This window comes from Rubrivivax albus, assembly GCF_004016515.1.
Classification (GTDB): Bacteria; Pseudomonadota; Gammaproteobacteria; order Burkholderiales; family Burkholderiaceae_C; genus Rubrivivax; species Rubrivivax albus.
The window spans coordinates 174281-194208 of the sequence record NZ_SACT01000008.1 but is presented as its reverse complement, the minus strand read 5'-3'; the positions used below and the strand labels follow the sequence as shown (position 1 = coordinate 194208).

Sequence of the window (19928 nt, the reverse complement as noted above, 5' to 3'; positions counted from 1 at the left end):
GAACGGCGCTCCCTTCACCGGGCCGACAGGCGCTGCCGTGCCTGCCGGCCCGTCTTCATTGGGGCATCATCCTTCGATGGATTCAGATCGACGCCTGCGCCGCATCGTCGTGGTCGGTGGCGGTTCCGCCGGCTGGATGAGCGCGGCCGCCCTCACCCGCGCCGTCGGTGCCGCCTGCGAGATCATGCTCATCGAGTCCGAGCAGATCGGCACCGTGGGCGTGGGCGAAGCCACCATCCCGCCGATCCGCCTGTTCAACCAGCTCATCGGGCTGGACGAAGCCGAGTTCCTGCGCCGCACCCAAGGCAGCATCAAGCTGGGCATCGAATTCGTCGGCTGGGGCCGCCAGGGGCACCGCTACTTTCACCCGTTCGGCCCGCACGGCCTGGGCTTCGACATGGTGCCGCTGCACCAGTGGTGGCTGGCGGCGCAGGCGGCCGGCGTGCCCGGCCTGCCGCCACTGCATGAATGGTCGATGGCCTGGGCGCTGGCACAGCGCCAGCGCGTCACGCGCCCGGTGGCCGATCCGCGCAACGTGCTGTCGAGCTTCGACTACGCCTACCACTTCGACGCCGGCCTCTATGCCCGCTACCTGCGCGAGGTCTGCGAGGCCCGCGGCGTGCAGCGGCTGGAGGGGCGCATCGTGCACGTGGCGCTGCGGGCCGGCGACGGCTTCGTCGAGCATGTGCGGCTGGACGACGGGCGCGAGGTCGCCGGCGACCTGTTCCTCGACTGTTCCGGCTTCCGTGGCCTGCTGATCGAGGAAGCGCTGCACACCGGCTACGAGGACTGGCGCCACTGGCTGCCCTGCGACCGTGCGATGGCCGTGCCCTGCGCGTCGTCGGCCGACTTCACGCCCTACACGCGTTCGACGGCGCAGGAGGCCGGCTGGCAGTGGCGCATCCCGCTGCAGCACCGCACCGGCAACGGCTACGTCTATTGCAGCGAACACCTCGACGACACCCGGGCGGCCGAACTCCTGCTGTCTCGGCTGGACGGCGCCGCGCTGGCCGACCCGCGGCCGCTGCGCTTCGTCACCGGCCGGCGCAGGCAGTTCTGGCAGCGCAACGTGGTGGCCATCGGCCTGGCCAGCGGCTTCATGGAGCCGCTGGAATCGACCAGCCTGCACCTCGTGCAGTCGGCGCTGTCGCGGCTGCTGGCCTTGTTCCCGGACCGCGACATGGACCCGTGGACGGTGGCCGAGTACAACCGCCTGGGCATCGAGGAGTTCGAGCGCATCCGCGACTTCCTGATCCTGCACTACAAGCTCACCGAGCGCGACGACACGCCGCTGTGGCGCCATTGCGCCGCGATGCCGGTGCCCGACAGCCTGCAGTACCGCATCGACCAGTTCCGCGCGCGTGGGCGGCTGGTGAGCCCCGGGCCGGAGCTCTTCGGCCCGGCCAGCTGGCTGGCCGTGCAGGTGGGCCAGTTCAACCGGCCCGAGCGGGTGGACGGCCTGCTGCCGCTGCGCGGCGTCGACGGGATGGCCATGCTGCGCCGGCAGCACGAGGCCATGCATGGCACGGCGCAGGCCCAGCCGGGCCACCGCGCGTTCCTGCAGCGCATCGGTGCTGCGGCGGCGCCAGGGCCGGTGTAAAGAGCGGGCCTGGGTGGCCACGCGGGATGGCCTCTTTCACGCTCATCCGGGCTGGCCGCCGCAGGACGCCCGCACGACGAGGGTGGCGGGCAGGGCCGTCGCAGCCGCCGGGCCTTTCGGCGCACCGGGCGCTGGGCCGCCATCCAGCTGCCGGCGCAGACGGGCCACCGCCTCGGCGCCCTGGCCGGCAGGGTCGGAGCGCACGGTGGTCAGTGGCGGGTCGGCGAAGGCGGCCAGCGGGATGTCGTCGTAGCCCACCAGGGCCACGTCCTGCGGCACGCGCAGGCCGGCCTCGCGCAAGGCGCGCAGCGCACCGAAGGCGATGGTGTCGTTGCCGGCGAAGATCGCCGTTGGCCCCGTCGATCCAGACTGGCGGGCCAGCAGCGCGCGGGTGGCCTGCCAGCCGCTGTCGGCGCTGAGGTTGGCGTGAACGGACCAGGCGGGCTCGGGCGCGACGTCGTGGGCCAGCAAGGCATCCCGCCAGCCCTGCTCGCGTGCCGCGGCATTGCGGAATTCGCTGGACGCGTAGTTCACGAAGCCGATGCGCCGGTGGCCCAGGGCCATCAGATGCGCCGTCAACCGTCGCGCGCCGTCGCGGGTGTCGTCGCCCAGCACCTGCCCGGGGTGGGTCTCGGCCCAGCCGCCGCCAAGCACCACCAGCGGCACGCCGGAATCCTGCAGGCGCAGCAGGTGCTCGCGTTCCGCGTCGCGCGGGTGGGCGACGATCAGGCCGTCGATGCGGCGCCCGCGCACCAGGCGCACGAAGCGGTCGGCCTGCTGCCCCTCGCCATCGGTGGCCTCGATCAGCAGGGTCAGCCCGTGGCGGCGGCACTGTTCGGCCACCGACGCCAGCAGCTGCGCCAGAAAGGCATCGACATGCAGGTGCTGCACGCTGGGCAGCACCAGGGCGACGGTGCCGGTGCGCCCGCTGACCAGGGTGCTGGCCGCGGCGTTGGGCTCGTAGCCCAGCGCCTGCGCCGCCTGCAGCACCCGTTCGCGCGTGGCGTCGCTGATGCCGCGGTCGGTGACGCCGTTGAGCACGAAGGACACCGTCGTGCGTGATACGCCGGCCGCCCGGGCCACGGCGGCGCTGGTGGGCGGCACGCGGGGCACCTCGGGCGACGCCAATGCAGAGACGGGTGTCACGACGACCGACGTGGTGCGCTTTCGGCTGGGCATGAGTGCGGGTTTCTACGGCAACTAACGCGCGTTAGTGCGCGTATCGTAGCGATGCTGGCGTGCAAGTCTAGAGCCCTGAAGCCCTGAAGCCCTGAAGCCCTGAAGCCCTAGCGCTGTTTGGCCACCCTGCAAGACAGGCCCGCCCCGAGCCCCACCTTCCGAACCGCTGCCTGCCCTCCACCGTGTCGCCCCAAGCGCGCCCGCCTGCCGTGCAGGCTCCCGGAACCGGCCCCCGCCCGCAAGGCGGGGCGCTCGGCCCGTTGCGCCGTGCCGAGACGCTGACGGCCTGGTTGCTGGTGGCGCCGGCCATGCTGGGCTTCGTGCTGTTCCACGCTTTGCCCACGCTGCGTGCCGCGGCCATCAGCCTCACCGACTGGAACCTGCTGCGCCCGTCGCAGTTCGTGGGCCTGGACAACTATGCCGAGATGCTGGCCGACGACCGCTTCTGGCACGGCATGGGCCTGTCGGGCCTGTATGCGCTGATCAACATCCCGATGCAGACCGTGCTCGGCCTGGGGCTGGCCGTGGCCATGCACCGGCTCACGCAGTCGCTGTTCGTCAAGGCCACGGTGCTGCTGCCCTACCTGCTGTCCAACGTGCTGGTCGCCATGGTGTGGCTGTGGATGCTGGACCCGGTGCTGGGCATGGTGAACCACGCGCTGGACGCTGCCGGGCTGGGCCGGCAGGGCTTCTTCGGCGACGCCGGCCAGGCCCTGGCCACCGTCGCCGGCGTCAACGTCTGGCGTCACATGGGCCTGGTGGCCCTGCTGTTCCTGGCCGGGCTGCAAGGCATCCCGCGTTCGCTCTATGAGGCCGCGGCGCTGGAAGGCGCCAGCGAATGGCAGATGTTCCGCCGTGTCACCCTGCCCCTGCTGCGGCCGGTGATGGTGTTCGTGCTGGTCACCAGCGTGACCGGCTCGTTCCAGATTTTCGACACCATCGCCGTCACCACCAATGGCGGCCCGGCCGACGCGACCGGCGTCATCGTGCACTACATAGTGCAGAACGCCTTCGGTTTCTATCGCATGGGGTATGCCTCGGCGATGGCCATGGCGCTGATGGCCGTGATGGTGCTCTACACCGTGGTGCAGATGCGGCTGATGCGTGCCGATGAAAGCGACATGGCATGAGCGCGTCGGGCCGCTCCCAAGCGCGCACACCGGAGCCCTTCAAGGGCGAAGGTCGTCCAGTGCGCACCCGTTCCGCACGCCCTTGGCCCTGGGGTCGCTGGCTGGCCTGGTCCGCGCTGCTGGCGGTGCTGGCCATCACCGTGCTGCCGTTGGGCGTGGTGCTGAAGACGGCGCTGTCGTCCAATGCGACACTATTCGAGGAATCGGCACGCTGGTGGCCGCAGGCGCCCACGCTGGACAACTTCCGCCGGGTGCTGGGCCTGCTGACGCCGGAGCAGAGCCTGGCCCTGGGCGGTGCCGGGGCCGACATCAACTTCGGTCGCGCGCTGCTGAATTCGCTGATCTTCACCACCGTGGTCGTGGTGATGCAGGTCAGCAGTTCCGCGATGGCGGCCTATGCCTTTGCGCGCTTGCGCTTCCCGGGGCGGACGCCCATCTTCGCGGCCTTCGTCGGCTCGATGATGGTGCCCGGCGTCGTCACGCTGATCCCCAACTTCGTGCTCATGCGTGAACTGGGCTGGCTCAACACCTGGGCTGGCATGGTGGCGCCCTTTTGCCTGATGCAGGGCTTTTCGGTGTTCTTCCTGCGCCAGTTCTTCCTCGGCCTGCCGCGCGACCTGGAGGAGGCCGCGATGCTCGAAGGCGCCAGCCACCTGAGCATCTTCTGGCGTGTGGCGCTGCCGTTGTCGGTAACGCCACTGGCCACGCTGGCGCTGCTGGTGGGCATCAACGCCTGGAACGAATTCTTCTGGCCCTGGCTGGCCGGCCGCGACGAGGCGCTGCAGGTGCTGCCGGTGGCGCTGCAGACCTTCAAGTCGCAGACGCCGCAGGGCCAGCCCGACTGGACGGGTCTCATGGCTGCCACCACCGTGGCCCTGCTGCCCACGCTGATCCTGCTGCTGACGCTGGGGCGCCGGGTGGTGGAGTCGGTGCAGCACAGCGGCGGCAAGTGAGTCGAGCCATGAGCGTCGTCCGCCGCATCGTCACGCTACTGGTCTCTGCGTTTGCCATCGTGGCGGCGTCGCCGGCGATGGCCGTCGAACCGGTGACCGTGCGGTACATGATGTGGGATGCGTCGCAGTTGCCGGCCTACCGCGCCTGCGCAGCCGACTTCGAACGCCAGAACCCGGACGTGCGCATCCGCATCGGCCAGGCCGGCTGGGGCGACTACTGGACCGCGATGACGCTGGGCTTCATCGCCGGCTCGGCGCCCGACGTGTTCGTCAACCACCTCAGCAAGTACCCGGAGTTCGCCGCCAACGGCCTGCTGGAAGACCTGTCGCCGCTGATCGCCCGCGACGCGCTGGACCTGGGCGCCTTCCCACCGCCGTTGGTGCAGGCCTGGCGCCGCGGTGCGCAGCAGTACGGACTGCCCAAGGACTGGGACACGGTGGCCATGATCGTCAACCTGGACCATGCCCGCGCCGCCGGCGTCAGCCTCGACGAACTGCGGCAGATGGACTGGAACCCGCGCGATGGTGGCAGCTTCGGGCGCATCGTGCGCCGCCTCACCCGCGACACGGCGGGCCGCAGCGCGGCGGAAGCCGGCTTCGACCCGAGACGAGTGGCCATGTGGGGCTACCAGAACCCGGGCGCCGGCGGCATGACGGGCCAGACCGAGTGGAGCCATTTCGCCGCCAGCCTGGGCCACCGCGTGCAGGGCGCGCCGTGGCAACTGCCGTTGCACTACGACGACCCCCGCCTGGCGGCCACGCTGGACTGGCTGGCCACGCTGGCGCCGCGCGGCCTGTCGGCGCCCGACGCCCTGGTGCGCAGCCTGGGTGCCGGCGCGCTGTTCGTGGCCGGCAAGGCCGCCATCGTGCCCGACGGCTCCTGGATGATCGGCTACTACGCCGGTGCGGCCCGCTTCGAGACCGCCTGGGTGCCGCTGCCCAAGGGCCCGGACGGCCGGCGCGCCAGCATGCTCAACGGCCTGGGCGATTCGATGTGGGTGGGCTCCCGCGTCAAGCCGCAGGCCTGGCGCTGGATGCGGCATCTGGCGTCGGCGGCCTGCCAGCAGCGGGTGGCGAAGGATGGCGTGGTGTTCCCCGCCCGCGACGGCCTGGCCGCCCAGGTGGTGGCGCAGCACCGCCAGCGCGGCGTCGATGCGCAGGCCTTCCTGGACATGGCCGCGGCCGACACCTTCCTGATGCCGGTGGCGGAGCACAACGCCCGCGTCGACGTCATCGTCAAGCGCCAGATCGAGTCGGTGCTGCTCGGCCAGCAGCCGGCCGCCCCAGCGTTGAAAGCGGCCCAGCAGCGCGTGGACGCGGTGCTGCTGCCCCGCCGCTGAACCTCCATCGGAATCCTCCAGACCATGGCCGACCTCCAACTGCAGGGCATTCAGAAGTCCTACGGCGCCGTCTCGGTGATCCGCGATGTCGACCTGCACGTGGCCGACGGCGAGTTCTGCGTCTTCATCGGCCCGTCGGGCTGCGGCAAGAGCACGCTGCTGCGCATGATCGCCGGGCTGGAGGACATCACCGACGGCGAACTGCGCATCGGCGGCCGGCGCGTCAACGAGGTGCCGCCTGCGCAGCGCGGCGTGGCCATGGTGTTCCAGAGCTATGCGCTGTTCCCGCACCTCACGGTGCGCCAGAACATGGCTTTCGGGCTGGAACTGGCGCGCCGGCCGCGCGACGAGATCGAGCGCCGCGTGGGCGAGGCGGCGCGCCTGCTGCAGCTGGACGCACTGCTCGACCGCAAGCCGCGCCAGCTCTCCGGCGGCCAGCGCCAGCGTGTGGCCATCGGCCGCGCCATCGTGCGCGACCCCGGCGTGTTCCTGTTCGACGAGCCGCTGTCCAACCTCGACGCCGCGCTGCGCGTGCAGACGCGCATGGAGATCGCCCGCCTGCACCGCGCCCACGGGCGCGCAGCAATGGTCTATGTCACCCACGACCAGGTCGAGGCCATGACCATGGCCGACCGCATCCTGCTGCTCAACGCCGGCCCGGCGGTGGCCACCGAGGGCAGCGTGGCCCAGGTCGGCACCCCGCTGGAGCTCTACCAGCGGCCGCGCACGCGCTTCGTGGCCGGCTTCATCGGCAGCCCGAAGATGAACTTCCTGGCCGCCACGCTGGTGGATGCACAGCCGGCGTTGGCCACGCTGGCGCTGCCGGAGGGCACCCAGCTGCAGGCCGCGGTGGACGCCCGGCGGCTGGCGCCCGGCGCCCCCGTGACGTTGGGCCTGCGCCCGGAACACGCGCTGCTGGGCACCGCGGTACAGCACCTCGTGCGCCCGCTGCTGTGGCAGGAGCGGTTGGGCGACAGCACCTGCCTGTATCTCGACAGCGGCGATGGCGCCGCGCCCTGGACCGTGCGCGCCCCGGGCAACAGCTGGGGCCGCCCGGGCCAGCGCCTGGCCTTTGGCCTGCCGCCGAACGCGCTGCACCTCTTCGACGAGCAGGGCCTGGCGCTGCCCCGCAGCGTGTCCGACGACGACCTGCAACTGCCTGAAGCGGCCTGACCTCGCCTGACGCGCAGACCCTGCTGCCCGCTCCAAGACATCCAACGCCATGCAAGACCCATCCTCACCCTCCACCCCGTCGAGCCCCTGGCTGGTGCTGCACAGCCGCCGCAGCAGCCTGGTCCTGGAGCACCATGGCGACGAGGCCCCGCTGTGGCGCTACTGGGGCCCGCGCCTGGCCGACGCTGCCCTGCCGGCCACACCGCTGCGCCAGACGCGGCCGGTGTCCTCGTTCGCGCCCGACCAGGACTTCCCCTTCACCGTCGCGCCCAGTTTCGGCAGCGGCTGGTTCGGCCAGAGTGCGCTGCTGGCCCACCGTGACGGCCGGCACTTCGCCCAGCGCTGGGCGACCTGCGAGGCACATTGGCTGCGCCCGACCCAGGCGCTGCGCCTAGACCTGCACGACCCCGTCGCCCAGCTGCGGCTGGCCATCACGCTGGACCTGGACGCGGCCACCGATGTGCTGAGCGTGCGCAGCGCGCTGCACAACCTGGGCACCGACGTGCTCGATGTGCAGTGGCTGGCCGCGGGCACGCTGCTGCTGCCACCGCAGGCCGAGGCGGTGCACAGCTACGCCGGCCAGCACCTGCAGGAGTTCCTGGCCCAGCGCGACCTGCTCGGCCGCAGCCTGTGGCGGCGCGAGAGCCGGCGCGGGCGCACCAGCCACGACTGCCACCCGTCGGCCGTCGTCACCCTGCCCGGCACCGACCACCAGCACGGCGTGGCCTACGGTGCGCACCTGGCCTGGTCGGGCAACCACCAGCAGAGCATCGAGTGGCTGCACGACGGCCTCTACCAATGGCAGCTGGGCGAATGGCTGGCGCCGGGCGAAGGCCGGCTGGCCCCGGGCGCGGTGCTGCAGACGCCGGAGCTGCTGGCGGCCTGTGCCGACGACGGGCTGGACGGCCTGTCGGCGCGCTTCCACACCACGCTGCGTGGGCGCATGACCTGGCCCGGTGGCGCCATGCGGCCACGCCCGGTGCACCTCAACACCTGGGAAGCACTGTACTTCGACCACAAGCTGGACGACCTCAAGGCCCTGGCCGATGCCGCTGCGGCCGTGGGTGTGGAGCGTTACGTGCTGGACGACGGCTGGTTCCACGGCCGCCACCACGATCGCGCCGCCTTAGGCGACTGGTGGCCCGACGCCGGCAAGTACCCGCAGGGCCTGGCGTCGCTGGTGGACCATGTGCACGGCCTGGGCATGGGCTTCGGCCTCTGGTTCGAGCCGGAGATGGTCAACCCCGACAGCGATCTCTACCGCGCCCACCCCGACTGGGCGCTGCACGTGGATGGCCTGCCGCGCGTGACGGCGCGCAACCAGCTGGTGCTGGACATCGCCCGGCCCGAGGTGTCGGACTACCTGTTCGAGAAGATCGATGCCGTGCTGCGCAGCGTGCGCGTGGACTACATCAAGTGGGACCACAACCGCGACCTCATCGCCGCCGGGCGCGACGGCCAGCCGGTCTACCGCGCGCAGGCCCTGGCCGCGTGGGCGCTCATGGACCGTGTGCGCCAGGCCCACCCCGAGGTGGAGATCGAGAGCTGCTCCGGCGGCGGCGGCCGCATCGACTTCGGTGTACTGCGCCACACGCACCGGGTCTGGACCAGCGACTGCATCGACGCGCTGTCGCGGGTCGACATCCAGCGCGGTTTCCTGCAGTTCTTCCCGCCCGAGATCATGGGCGCCCACGTGGGCACGGCACCGGCACACACCACCGGCCGCAGCCAGTCGATGGCCTTCCGCGCGGCCGTGGCGCTGCCCGGCCACCTGGGCGTGGAACTGGACGTGCGCCAGCTCGACGATGCCGCGCGGCAAACGCTGGCCGGCTGGATTTCGCTCTACAAACAATGGCGACATCGCCTGCACCAGGGCCGCGTGTGGCGCGGCGATGCGGGCGACGGTGTGGTCTGGCAGGCGCATGGCGACGCGGCCGCCGACGAACTGCTGCTGCTGGTCTACCGCCTGCAGCCCAGCACGCGGCGCGCGGCGCCGACCCTGCCGCTGCCCATGCTGGCGCGCAATGCCGACTACCAGGTGGTGCAGGTCTCGCCACCCGGCGAAGAGCGCACGCACGAGCTCTGGGCCACCGACCCGCTGCACGAGGCGCTGCGCACCGGCGACGGCGTGCGCATGGCCGGCGGCTGGCTGGTCGCCGCTGGCCTGCCGGCACCGCGCATGCAGGCCGAAAGCGCCTGGATGCTGCATCTGCGGCGTGTGCACCGCCAGCCTGGCGCCGCCGCGGCTTGATGGGGCAGGAGCGCGCCGCATGACCACCTTCGACCCCACCGAACACCCGCACCGCCGGCGCAACCCGCTCACCGGCCGCTGGGTGCTGGTGTCGCCCCACCGTGCCAAGCGGCCCTGGCAGGGCGCGCAGGAAGCGGCGCCCGACAGCCCGCGCCTCACCCATGACCCGGCCTGCTACCTCTGCGCCGGCAATCTGCGGGTCAATGGCGAGCGGAACCCGGATTACCGCGGCCCCTACGTCTTCGACAACGACTTCGCCGCGCTGACCGCCGACACCCCTGCGCCAGCGGCCGACGCGGCGCCCGACCCGCTGTACGACCTGCAGCCGGCGCGCGGCATCAGCCGCGTCATCTGCTTCTCACCCGACCATGCGCGCACGCTGCCGGAACTGAGCCTGGCCGAAGTGCGGGCCGTCGTCGACACCTGGGCCACGCAGTGCGAGGACCTGGGCCGCCACTGGCGCTGGGTGCAGGTGTTCGAGAACAAGGGCGAGATGATGGGTTGCAGCAACCCGCATCCGCATGGGCAGGTCTGGGCCAGCGGCCATGTGCCCGATGAGCCGGCCGCGGAGGACGCGTCGCAGGCCACCTACGTGGCGCAACACGGTCGGTCCATGCTGCTGGATCTGGCCGACCGCGAGCTGGCCAGCGGTGAGCGCGTGGTGGTGGCCAATGCCGACTGGCTGGCCATCGTGCCCTGGTGGGCCACCTGGCCCTTCGAGACCCTGCTGCTGCCGCGTTTTGCCGTCCAGCGCCTGCCGCAGCTGACGGCAACCCAGCGCGACAGCCTGGCCGCGGCGCTGCGCGAACTCACCGCGCGCTACGACAACCTGTTCCAGTGCGCCTTCCCGTACTCGATGGGCTGGCACGGCGCGCCGTTCTCTTCGGGACCGGTGGAGCCGCCGGACTCGACGGCGCACTGGCAGCTCCACGCCCACTTCTACCCCCCGCTGCTGCGGTCGGCCACGGTGCGCAAGTTCATGGTCGGCTTCGAGATGCTGGCCCAGGCCCAGCGCGACCTGACACCCGAGCAGGCCGCCGCGCGGCTGCGCGCCGTGCCGGCGCAGCACTACCGCCATTCCGCCACTGCATGACCAACGCCACTGCATCCGACCTCGTCGACCCCGCGCTGCAGCGGCGCGCGCTGGACGCCTTCGTGCACGTCTTCGGCGGTGTGCCCAGCCTGTGGGTGCAGGCGCCGGGCCGCGTCAACCTGATCGGCGAGCACACCGACTACAACGACGGCTTCGTGCTGCCCTGTGCCATCGACCGGCATACGCTGATCGCGCTGCGTCCTCGCGCCGACCGCACCCTGCGCGTGCTGGCTGCCGACTTGGCCGGCGACCAGGCTGACATATCGCCGGGCGGCGCTACGGCTCCCCCGGCGCTGGACATCATCGACCTCGACGCCGAGATCACGCATCACGCGGGCCGCGGCTGGACCGACTACGTGCGCGGCATGCTGCAGGCCCTGCGTGCCGACGGCGTGCCACTGGCCGGCGCCGACATGGCGATCGCCGGCAACGTGCCGCAGGGTGCGGGGCTGTCGTCTTCCGCCGCGCTGGAGGTGGCCGTCGGCCAGGCGATGAAGACGCTGCAGGGCCTGGGGCCGCAGGTTGCACCGGATGCCACGCGCGTGGCGCAGCTGGCGCAGCTGGCGGAAAACCGTTTCGTCGGCTGCCGCTGCGGCATCATGGACCAGCTGGTCTCGGCCCGCGGCGCCGCCGGCCACGCGGTGCTGATCGACTGCCGCAGTCTGGCGGTGCAGCCGGTGCCGCTGCCACCCGACGTGGCGGTGATGATCGTGCACAGCCGCGTGCGTCGCGGCCTGGTGGACAGCGCCTACAACGAGCGCCGCCAGCAGTGCGAGGCGGCGGCGGCGCACTTCGGCGTGCCGGCGCTGCGCGATCTGGACCTGTCCACGCTGGAGGACCCACGTCGTGCCGCGGGCCTGGCGCCGCTGGTGGCGCGCCGCGCGCGCCACGTGGTCACGGAAAACGCGCGCACCCAGGCTGCCGCCGCGGCGCTGGCCGTCGGCGACCTGCGGGCCATGGGCCGCTGGATGGCCGAATCGCACCAGTCGATGCGCGACGACTTCGAGATCACCGTGCCGGCCATCGACCAGCTGGTGGCGGTGCTGCGGCAGGCCATCGCCGTCCATGCGCAGGGGCAGGGCGGGGCGCGCATGACCGGCGGCGGCTTCGGCGGCTGCGTCGTGGCCCTGTTGCCGGCCGCGGCCGTGGCGGCGGTGCGCGACGCGGTGCAGCGGCAGTACCGGTCACCGGAAGGCGAAACCGGCAGCGTCTGGGTCTGCCAGGCGGCAGCCGGTGCGTCGGCCTGGGCGCCAGGGGGGCTGAGCGTGCCGGCTGGGTGATCTGAGCCGGCGCGCCCGGTCTGGCGCACCTGCCGGGCCTGATGCGGAATCTTGGCAATCGTTTGCCGAGAGGGGAAACCGACGCCTCTTGAATAGGTGAAAGCGAGTATGCAAACGATTGCATTGCCGCTTAACCTTCGGCCCTCTCCCCGAGGCCACGAGCATGTCGAAATGAAACCGCGCCTGTCGTTCTGGCAGATCCTGAACATGAATGTCGGCTTCTTCGGCATCCAGTTCAGCTTTGGCCTGCAGCAGGCCAACATGAGCCCCATCTACGCCTACCTGGGCGCGGACGGCAAGAGCCTGCCGCTGTTGTGGCTGGCCGGGCCGGTCACCGGGCTCATCGTGCAGCCCATCGTCGGCGCGCTGTCCGACCGCACCGGCAGCAAACATGGCCGCCGCACGCCGTACTTCCTGATCGGCGCCATCCTCTGCAGCCTGGGGCTGATCGCCATGCCCTTCAGCCCGGCGCTGTGGTTCGCCGCGTCGCTGCTGTGGATCCTGGACGCGGCCAACAACATCACGATGGAGCCTTACCGCGCCTACGTGAGCGACCGCCTCAACCCCGATCAGCACGCCCAGGGCTTCCTCACGCAGAGCGCCTTCACCGGCCTGGCGCAGACCATGGCCTACCTGGCGCCCAGCGTGCTGGTGTGGCTGGGCATGAACAAGGACGCGGTGGGCGACAACCACATCCCCCAGGTCACCATCGCGGCCTTCATGATCGGCGCGCTGCTGTCGTTCACCACCGTCTACTGGTCGGTGAAGAAGGTGCCCGAGCTGCCGATGTCCGACGAAGAGCGGGCCGCGCTGAATGCGCAGAGCCGCAGCGCCGGCGCCATCCTGGCGGAGATCTGGGACGCGGTGAAGACCATGCCCATCACCATGCGCCGCCTGTGGTGGATGGCGCTGTTCCAGTGGTACGGCATGACCTGCTACTGGATCTACATCGTGCCGGCGCTGGCGCGCACGATGTTCGACACCAGCGACCCCACCTCCACCGGCTTCCGCGATGCCGGCCTGCTCAACGGCCAGATCGGCGGCTTCTACAACTTCGTGGCCTTCATCGCGGCGTTTGCCATGGTGCCGTTCACGCGCCGCTTCGGTGCCAAGGCCATGCACGCCAGCTGCCTGGCGCTGGCTGCGGTGGGCCTGTGGATGCTGCCGGGTATCCGCGACAAGTGGCTGCTGTTCATCCCCATGATCGGCGTCGGCCTGGCGTGGGCCAGCATCATGGGCAACCCCTACGTGCTGCTGGCCGGCAGCATCCCGGCCGAGCGCGCCGGCGTCTACATGGGCATCTTCAACATGTTCATCGTCATCCCGATGATCATCCAGGCGCTCACGCTGCCGCTGATCTACGACAGCCTGCTCGGCGGCCAACCCGACAACGTGATCCGGCTCGCCGGCGTGCTGCTGGCCCTGGCCGCCGTGGCCGTGCTGCGCGTGCGAACCCCATCATGAAGAACCAGGTCCAGTTGATCACCTATGTCGACCGCCTGGGTGGCGGCGACCTCGATGCCCTGCGCACGCTGCTGGGCGGCGAGCTCAAGGGCCTGTTCGGCGGGGTGCACCTGCTGCCGTTCTTCCACCCCATCGACGGCGCCGACGCCGGTTTCGACCCCATCGACCACACCCTGGTGGACCCGCGCCTGGGCGACTGGTCGGCCATCCGCCGGCTGAGTGCCGACGTGGACGTGATGGCCGACGTCATCGTCAACCACATGTCGTCGGATTCGCCGCAGTTCCAGGACTGGCGGGCCCGGGGCGATGCGTCGCCCTATGCCGGCCTGTTCCTGACCTACGACGCGGTGTTCCCGCAGGGCGCGCGAGAGGCGGACCTGATGGCCATCTACCGCCCCCGCCCCGGCCTGCCGTTTGCGCCGGTGACGCTGGGCGACGGCAGCAAGCGCCTGCTGTGGACGACCTTCACGCCGCAGCAGATCGACATCGCGGTGCACCACCCGCAGGGCCGCGCGTACCTCGACGGCATCCTGCAGACACTGGCCGATAGCGGCATCCGCATGGTGCGGCTGGACGCCGTGGGTTACGCCATCAAGAAGGCCGGCGCCAGCAGCTTCATGATGCCGGAGACCTTCGCGTTCATCGGCGACTTCGCCGCCCGCGCACGCGCGCTGGGCATCGAGGTGCTGGTGGAGATCCACGCCTACTACCAGCGCCAGATCGAGATCGCACGCCAGGTGGACTGGGTCTACGACTTCGCGTTGCCTCCGCTGGTGCTGCACGCGTTGCACGCCGGCGACGGCGCCCCGCTGGCCCGCTGGATCGGCCTGCGGCCGAGCAATGCGCTGACGGTACTCGACACCCATGACGGCATCGGCATCATCGACATCGGTGCCGATGCGGCCGACCGCGAAGGTTCACCCGGCCTGGTGGCCCCGGAGCAACTGGACGCGCTGGTGGAGCGCATACACGACGCCAGCGGCGGCCAGAGCCGGTTGGCCACCGGAGCGGCGGCGTCCAACCTCGACCTCTACCAGGTCAACTGCACCTTCTATGACGCGCTGGGCCGCGACGACGGCGCCTACCTGGCGGCGCGCGCGATCCAGTTCTTCCTGCCCGGCGTGCCGCAGGTCTACTACGTGGGCCTGCTGGCCGGCGAGAACGACATGGACCTGCTGACGCGCAGCGGCGTCGGCCGCGACATCAATCGCCACCACTACACGCCGGGCGAGATCACGCAGGCACTGCAGCGGCCGGTGGTGCGGGCGTTGTGCGACCTGATCCGGCTGCGCAACACGCACCCGGCCTTCGGCGGCCGTTTCGAACTGTTGCCGACGGCAGCCGGCCGGCTGTCGATGCGCTGGTGCCTCGACGTCACCGCTCTGCGTCTGGACGTGGACCTGCGCCAGCGGGTGCACACCGTGGTGGAAGAGACCGTGGAGGCCGAGCATGCCCGCTGAACCTGGAGCGTTCCAACCTCGCTTCGACGCCATCGATCGCGCCTGCCTGCTGCGCCTGCCGCAGATCGGGCCCAAGGTGGTCGACCGCCTGGAGGCTGCCGGTTTCGATTCGCTGGACACCATGCGCCGTGCCGGCCTGGACGCGGTGGTCAAGGCCGTGTGTTCGCAGGTGGGCAACCGCGCCTGGGCCAATCGCCGGCGGGCGCTGGCCCGGGCGCTGGGGGTTCCCGACTGACCACCCCGGCCGAACCGAACCGGCCGCAGGAAGTCAGTCGGTGGCTTAGGCGCGCCGCTCGGGTGCCGGCATGGCGTGCACCGTCAGCCGGTCGAGCGCGAGGCCGTCGCCCGCCTCGAACCGCATCGTCGCCCAAGGGGCGCGTGGGAAGATCAGGCTGGTCAACACAGACAGCCCGCCATCGGCGAACAGTTCGACCGAGCAGGCATCGAGGTAGATCGTCAGGTCCAGGCCCGAGGGGGTTGCGACGCGGGGCACGCCATGCCGGTCGGCAAAGGCCGGTTGAAAATCGACCTGTCCCGCCTGGCGCCGGTCGATGAAGAACCGTTGCTCGTCGGCGGCGAAGCCCAGCCGAAGCTGGTCGCCTGCCTCATTGCCCAGCGTCAGCACGAAGCCGTCTGCCTGCCGCGCATGCAGGTGCAGCGCCAGGCGACCACCCGTCAGGCGCAGCGCGTCGGTGAGCGCCGCGTCGAGCGGCTGGCTCGGATCGATCGCCATCGCAGGGCCTTCGGCCGCCCGCACCTCCGCCGCTGGCAGACTCGCCACCCGCCACTGGCCCTCGACAAGGCGAAGCTGCAGTTCGCGCGGCAGTGTCATCGCGCTGCGCCACGGCGAGGTGGGCACCTGCCGGGCGTAGGTCCAGTTGCTCATCCAGCCCATGAACACCGTGCGACCGCCGGGGGCGTTGGACCAGGTCACGCCGGCATAGTTGTCCGGGCCATGGTCCAGCCAGCGTGTCGGTCCGGGCGGCGCCGTGAAACGATGGCCGTCGAAGTCGCCGACGAAGTACTGCGTGGCCGATCCGCCGTTGGGACCACCTTCGACCAGGCTGACCAGCAGCACCCAGTGTGTCCGGCCCTCACACTGCAGCGGAAACAGGTCGGGACACTCCCACACGCCGTCGTGGGCGCCCTGGCCCGCGCCGAAGTCGCTCTCGTGCGTCCAGTCCTTGAGGTCGGGCGAGGTGTAGAAGGCCACGTGGTCGCCCACGGCCAGCACCATCAGCCAGCGCTCGCGGTCCGGCAGCCAGCGCACCTTGGGGTCGCGGAAGTCGAGCGCACCCGGGTTGCGCAGCACCGGATTGCCGGCGTAGGGCGTCCAGGTCAGGCCGTCGTCCAGGCTGCAGGCCAGGCTCTGCTTCTCGTGGGTGACGTCGTCGGGGTTCTGGCGTTCGCCGTGGTGGGTGAACACGGCCACCAGCGGCACGGTCTGCACGCCAGCAGCGCGCGCGAAGCCGGCGGTGTCGCCGACGTCGACCACGGCGCTGCCGGAGAAGATCATGCCCAGGGCATCGGGCTGCAAGGCGATGGGCTGCTCCTGCCAGTGCATCAGGTCGCTGCTGGTGGCGTGGCCCCAGTGCATGGGACCCCAGACCGCGCTGTGCGGGTGGTACTGGAAGAACAGGTGCCAGACGCCGCGGTGGTGCACCATCCCGTTGGGATCGTTCATCCAGTGCGCGGCGGGCGTGAAATGGAACGATGGGCGGAACTGCTGGGTGTCCGCCTCCGCTTCGCGAGTGTGATGGCTGTGAGGCAAGGTCATCGCGGTGGCCAGGGTTCGCGTCGAGTCCGATACGAGAAAGCCCCCGCCGGACGGCCGACGGGGGCTTGCTTCAGAACCTGCCACGGGGGTGGCAGGTCATCTGATGGCGCCGCCTCAGGCGGCCGGCGGTTGCTGCTGCTGCTCGAACGGCAGCTTCATCTGCGACAGGTCCTTCTTGGTCTCCACCAGCACCAGCGGGCCATCGTCGGCCACCACCACCGGCTTCGGCTCGCGCGGCACGTGGATGGGCTTGGGCTCGGCGGCCATGGCCGCCTGGGCCGCGGCCACCTTCTCGGCGTCGGAGGCCACCCACTCCAGGCCCGCGGCGCCGGCCATGGCGCTCAGCTGCGCAGCGGGCAGCACGTAGGGCTCGGGCGCCGGGGCGCGCTGGTCCGGTGCCGGGGCGGCGGGCGCTTCAGCGGCTGCCGCGGGCACGGCGGCCGGTTCGGCGACCCGTGGGGGAGCCTCGGCCACCGGCGGTGCGGCGTCGGCCGCCGTCTCCACGTCACCGACCGGCACCGTGTCGACGAAGGCCGGCGGCGCGGCCTCGCCGGCATCGGCCGCGAGATCGCCTTCGGGGGTCACGCTGCCGTCCGCGGCAGCCGACTCCGCACCCTCGCCACCTTCGCGGGCCTCGCGGCGGTAGCGGTCGCGCCCGCGCCCACGGCGTCGGCCGCCTTCGCGGCGCTCCTCGCTGCCTTCCGCGGCTTCCGCCGTCGTGCCGGACGAGATCTGGGCGGTTGCATCGCCGCTGCCGGCGTCGGCCGACGGGGTGGCTTCGGCGCCAAGCTCGGCCGCCGTGCTCGGCGACGCCTCGCCACCGGTCGTTTCCGCCTGGCCTTCGGCGCGCTCGCCGCGGCCCCGGCCACCACGCCGGCGGCGCCGGCGGTTGCCTTCACCGTTGGCGCCTTCGGCCGTGTCGGTGGGGGCACCGCTGGCCTCGCCACTCAGGGGCAGGGCGGTCTGCAGGGTCTCGGTCGTCGCCTCCGCCCTGGCCTCGGCGGCCGGGGCACGCTCGCCGCGGCCACCGCGGCGGCCTTCGCCGCGCGGCGGGCGCTCGCCCGTGCGTTCGCCATTGCGCTCGGCGCGTTCACCGCGTTCGCCACGCTCACCACGGGCCTCCCGGCCTTCGCGGCCCTCGCGCCCTTCACGCCCTTCACGACCTTCACGACCTTCACGACCTTCACGACCTTCACCCTTGCGGCCATCCCGGCCGCCTCGGCCGCCACGGCGGCGGTCGTCGCCCCGGCCTTCCTTGCGGGCCTCGGCCGGCGGCGCCACCACCGGGGCGGTTTCCACCGGCGCCGGTGCGGGCGTGGCTTCCGGCGCGCCACCGAAGAGCTTCTTCACCCAGCCGAAGAAGCCGCTGCCGGCTTCGGCTGCCGGGGCGGCCACCGGCACGGGGGCCGGTGCCACCGGGGCGGCGGCCACCGGTGCAGGCACGGGTGCCGGCGCAGGTGCCGGGGGCGCCGGCTGGTCGGGCACGATGCCCTTGATCACCGGGCTCTGCTTGTTCTTGCCGGCGGCGTCGCCGCGGCGCGTGATGCCGACTTCCTCGTCCGGTTCCTCGATCATCGTGTAGCTGGCGCGGAAGCTGTCCAGCCGCGGATCGTCATGGCGCAGGCGCTCGAGCCTGTAGTTCGGCGTCTCGAGGTGCTTGTTCGGGATCAGCAGCACGGTCACGCGCTGCTTGAGCTCGATCTTGGTGATCTCGGCACGCTTCTCGTTGAGCAGGAAGCTGGTCACCTCCACCGGCACCTGCACGTGCACGGCGGCGGTGTTCTCCTTCATCGCCTCCTCCTGCACCATGCGCAGGATCTGCAGCGCGGAGCTTTCGGTGTCGCGGATGTGGCCGGTGCCGTTGCAGCGCGGGCAGGTGATGTGGCTGCCTTCGCTGAGCGCCGGGCGCAGGCGCTGGCGGCTCATCTCCAGCAGGCCGAACTTGCTGATCGAGCTGAACTGCACGCGGGCACGGTCGGAGCGCAGCGCGTCGCGCAGGCGCTGCTCCACCTCGCGGCGGTTCTTGCTCTCCTCCATGTCGATGAAGTCGACGACGATCAGGCCGCCCAGGTCGCGCAGGCGCATCTGGCGCGCCACTTCATCCGCGGCCTCCAGGTTGGTGCGGGTGGCGGTCTCCTCGATGTCGGTGCCGCGCGTGGCGCGCGCCGAGTTCACGTCCACCGACACCAGGGCCTCGGTGTGGTCGATCACGATGGCGCCGCCGCTGGGCAGGTTCACCGTGCGGCTGAACGCGGTCTCGATCTGGTGCTCGATCTGGAAGCGGCTGAACAGCGGCGCGTCGTCGCGGTAGCGCTTCACACGCGCGGCCGTCTCCGGCATCACGTGGTTCATGAACTGCTGCGCCTGATCGAAGATGTCGTCGGTGTCGATCAGGATCTCGCCGATGTCGGCGGTGAAGTAGTCGCGGATCGCGCGGATGACCAGCGAGCTCTCCTGGTAGATCAGGAAGGCGCCCTTGCCCGCCTTGGCGGCGCCGTCGATGGCGTCCCAGAGCTTGAGCATGTAGTTGAGGTCCCACTGCAGTTCCGCCGCGCTGCGGCCGATGCCGGCGGTGCGCGCGATCAGGCTCATGCCCTTGGGGTACTCCAGCTGGTCCAGCGCTTCCTTGAGTTCCTCGCGCTGCTCGCCCTCGATGCGCCGGCTCACGCCGCCGCCGCGCGGGTTGTTGGGCATCAGCACCAGGTAGCGTCCGGCCAGGCTGACGAAGGTGGTCAGCGCCGCGCCCTTGTTGCCGCGCTCCTCCTTCTCCACCTGCACCAGCAGGCTGTCGCCTTCCTTGACGGCGTCGGAGATCTTCGCGTTCTTCGCGTCCACCCCGTCGCGGAAGTAGACCTTGCTGATCTCCTTGAACGGCAGGAAGCCGTGGCGGTCCTCGCCGTAGTCGACGAAGCAGGCCTCGAGCGACGGCTCCACGCGCGTGATGACGGCCTTGTAGATGTTGCCCTTGCGCTGTTCGCGGCCTTCGAGCTCGGTTTCGAAGTCGAGCAGCTTCTGGCCGTCGACGATCGCCAGGCGCCGCTCTTCCGGCTGCGTGGCGTTGATGAGCATCCTCTTCATCGGGTCTCCTGATCGGCGCGTTTCAGGCGCCTTTGACGACTCACCGATGCACGAGAAAGGAAGCGAACACCCTGGCGAAATGCCCTGGACCGCTGCCTGCTGCGCCGGTGTCGGCGCGGGATCAGGGCTGCGGCGTTGGCGCGTGCGTGC

Annotated in this window: 15 protein-coding genes; 12 read left to right on the top strand and 3 right to left on the bottom strand. The window is 71.2% G+C overall.

Annotated features, from left to right (window positions below; translation table 11 throughout):
• Window positions 1-76: 76 nt before the first annotated feature.
• Window positions 77-1600: a tryptophan halogenase family protein gene (locus ENE75_RS20355; protein WP_128200176.1), complete on the top strand. Its 1524-nt coding sequence runs from the start codon at window positions 77-79 to the stop codon at window positions 1598-1600.
• Window positions 1601-1642: 42 nt separating this feature from the next.
• Here ENE75_RS20355 and ENE75_RS20350 read toward each other — a convergent pair whose 3' ends face one another.
• On the bottom strand, window positions 1643-2650 hold the full coding sequence (locus ENE75_RS20350) for a LacI family DNA-binding transcriptional regulator (RefSeq protein ID WP_158289034.1): 1008 nt from the start codon (window positions 2648-2650) through the stop codon (window positions 1643-1645).
• A gap of 4 nt (window positions 2651-2654) precedes the next feature.
• Here ENE75_RS20350 and ENE75_RS24925 point away from each other — a divergent pair, with 4 nt between their 5' ends.
• The 11 genes from ENE75_RS24925 to ENE75_RS20300 all read left to right on the top strand — a co-directional run bounded on the left by ENE75_RS24925 (window position 2655) and on the right by ENE75_RS20300 (window position 15158).
• Entirely contained in the window at window positions 2655-2804 is a 150-nt protein-coding gene (locus ENE75_RS24925; RefSeq protein WP_158289027.1) for a hypothetical protein, read from the top strand.
• Between the two features lie 184 nt (window positions 2805-2988).
• Window positions 2989-3909: a carbohydrate ABC transporter permease gene (locus ENE75_RS20345; RefSeq protein WP_233259190.1), complete on the top strand. Its 921-nt coding sequence runs from the start codon at window positions 2989-2991 to the stop codon at window positions 3907-3909.
• A 59-nt stretch (window positions 3910-3968) separates the two neighbouring features.
• Window positions 3969-4862, top strand: a complete 894-nt coding sequence (locus ENE75_RS20340; protein WP_233259189.1) for a carbohydrate ABC transporter permease — start codon at window positions 3969-3971, stop codon at window positions 4860-4862.
• Between the two features lie 8 nt (window positions 4863-4870).
• Window positions 4871-6202, top strand: a complete 1332-nt coding sequence (locus tag ENE75_RS20335; protein WP_128200173.1) for an ABC transporter substrate-binding protein — start codon at window positions 4871-4873, stop codon at window positions 6200-6202.
• A 24-nt stretch (window positions 6203-6226) separates the two neighbouring features.
• Entirely contained in the window at window positions 6227-7375 is a 1149-nt protein-coding gene (locus tag ENE75_RS20330; RefSeq protein ID WP_128200172.1) for an ABC transporter ATP-binding protein, read from the top strand.
• Between the two features lie 49 nt (window positions 7376-7424).
• Window positions 7425-9626 carry an alpha-galactosidase gene (locus tag ENE75_RS20325; RefSeq protein WP_128200171.1) on the top strand — a complete coding sequence of 734 codons (2202 nt, stop codon included), beginning with the start codon at window positions 7425-7427 and terminating at the stop codon, window positions 9624-9626.
• Window positions 9627-9645: 19 nt separating this feature from the next.
• Window positions 9646-10719, top strand: coding sequence for a UDP-glucose--hexose-1-phosphate uridylyltransferase (locus ENE75_RS20320; protein WP_128200170.1), 1074 nt, complete (start codon window positions 9646-9648; stop codon window positions 10717-10719).
• Window positions 10716-11999 (top strand): galactokinase, encoded by a 1284-nt coding sequence (gene galK, locus ENE75_RS20315; protein WP_128200169.1) that lies wholly within the window; start codon window positions 10716-10718, stop codon window positions 11997-11999. The genes ENE75_RS20320 and galK overlap by 4 nt, the downstream gene beginning before the upstream one ends.
• A gap of 171 nt (window positions 12000-12170) precedes the next feature.
• Entirely contained in the window at window positions 12171-13463 is a 1293-nt protein-coding gene (locus ENE75_RS20310) for an MFS transporter (RefSeq protein ID WP_128200168.1), read from the top strand.
• Window positions 13460-14923: a sucrose phosphorylase gene (gene gtfA, locus ENE75_RS20305; protein WP_128200167.1), complete on the top strand. Its 1464-nt coding sequence runs from the start codon at window positions 13460-13462 to the stop codon at window positions 14921-14923. The genes ENE75_RS20310 and gtfA overlap by 4 nt, the downstream gene beginning before the upstream one ends.
• Window positions 14913-15158 (top strand): hypothetical protein, encoded by a 246-nt coding sequence (locus ENE75_RS20300; RefSeq protein ID WP_128200166.1) that lies wholly within the window; start codon window positions 14913-14915, stop codon window positions 15156-15158. Before gtfA ends, ENE75_RS20300 begins: the two co-directional genes overlap by 11 nt.
• Before the next feature lie 45 nt (window positions 15159-15203).
• Here ENE75_RS20300 and ENE75_RS20295 read toward each other — a convergent pair whose 3' ends face one another.
• Both ENE75_RS20295 and ENE75_RS20290 read right to left on the bottom strand, forming a co-directional pair.
• Window positions 15204-16700: a glycoside hydrolase family 32 protein gene (locus ENE75_RS20295; RefSeq protein WP_128200165.1), complete on the bottom strand. Its 1497-nt coding sequence runs from the start codon at window positions 16698-16700 to the stop codon at window positions 15204-15206.
• A 114-nt stretch (window positions 16701-16814) separates the two neighbouring features.
• A complete protein-coding gene (locus ENE75_RS20290; protein ID WP_128200164.1) occupies window positions 16815-19778 on the bottom strand; it encodes an Rne/Rng family ribonuclease in 2964 nt (987 codons plus the stop codon).
• Window positions 19779-19928: the final 150 nt, after the last annotated feature.

Coding starts and splice junctions, on each gene's coding strand:
- ENE75_RS20355 (WP_128200176.1), top strand. CDS start 77: ATGGATTCAGATCGACGCCTGCGCCGCATCGTCGTGGTCGGTGGCGGT.
- ENE75_RS20335 (WP_128200173.1), top strand. CDS start 4,871: ATGAGCGTCGTCCGCCGCATCGTCACGCTACTGGTCTCTGCGTTTGCC.
- ENE75_RS20330 (WP_128200172.1), top strand. CDS start 6,227: ATGGCCGACCTCCAACTGCAGGGCATTCAGAAGTCCTACGGCGCCGTC.
- ENE75_RS20325 (WP_128200171.1), top strand. CDS start 7,425: ATGCAAGACCCATCCTCACCCTCCACCCCGTCGAGCCCCTGGCTGGTG.
- ENE75_RS20320 (WP_128200170.1), top strand. CDS start 9,646: ATGACCACCTTCGACCCCACCGAACACCCGCACCGCCGGCGCAACCCG.
- galK (WP_128200169.1), top strand. CDS start 10,716: ATGACCAACGCCACTGCATCCGACCTCGTCGACCCCGCGCTGCAGCGG.
- ENE75_RS20310 (WP_128200168.1), top strand. CDS start 12,171: ATGAAACCGCGCCTGTCGTTCTGGCAGATCCTGAACATGAATGTCGGC.
- gtfA (WP_128200167.1), top strand. CDS start 13,460: ATGAAGAACCAGGTCCAGTTGATCACCTATGTCGACCGCCTGGGTGGC.
- ENE75_RS20300 (WP_128200166.1), top strand. CDS start 14,913: ATGCCCGCTGAACCTGGAGCGTTCCAACCTCGCTTCGACGCCATCGAT.
- ENE75_RS20295 (WP_128200165.1), bottom strand. CDS start 16,700: ATGACCTTGCCTCACAGCCATCACACTCGCGAAGCGGAGGCGGACACC.
- ENE75_RS20290 (WP_128200164.1), bottom strand. CDS start 19,778: ATGAAGAGGATGCTCATCAACGCCACGCAGCCGGAAGAGCGGCGCCTG.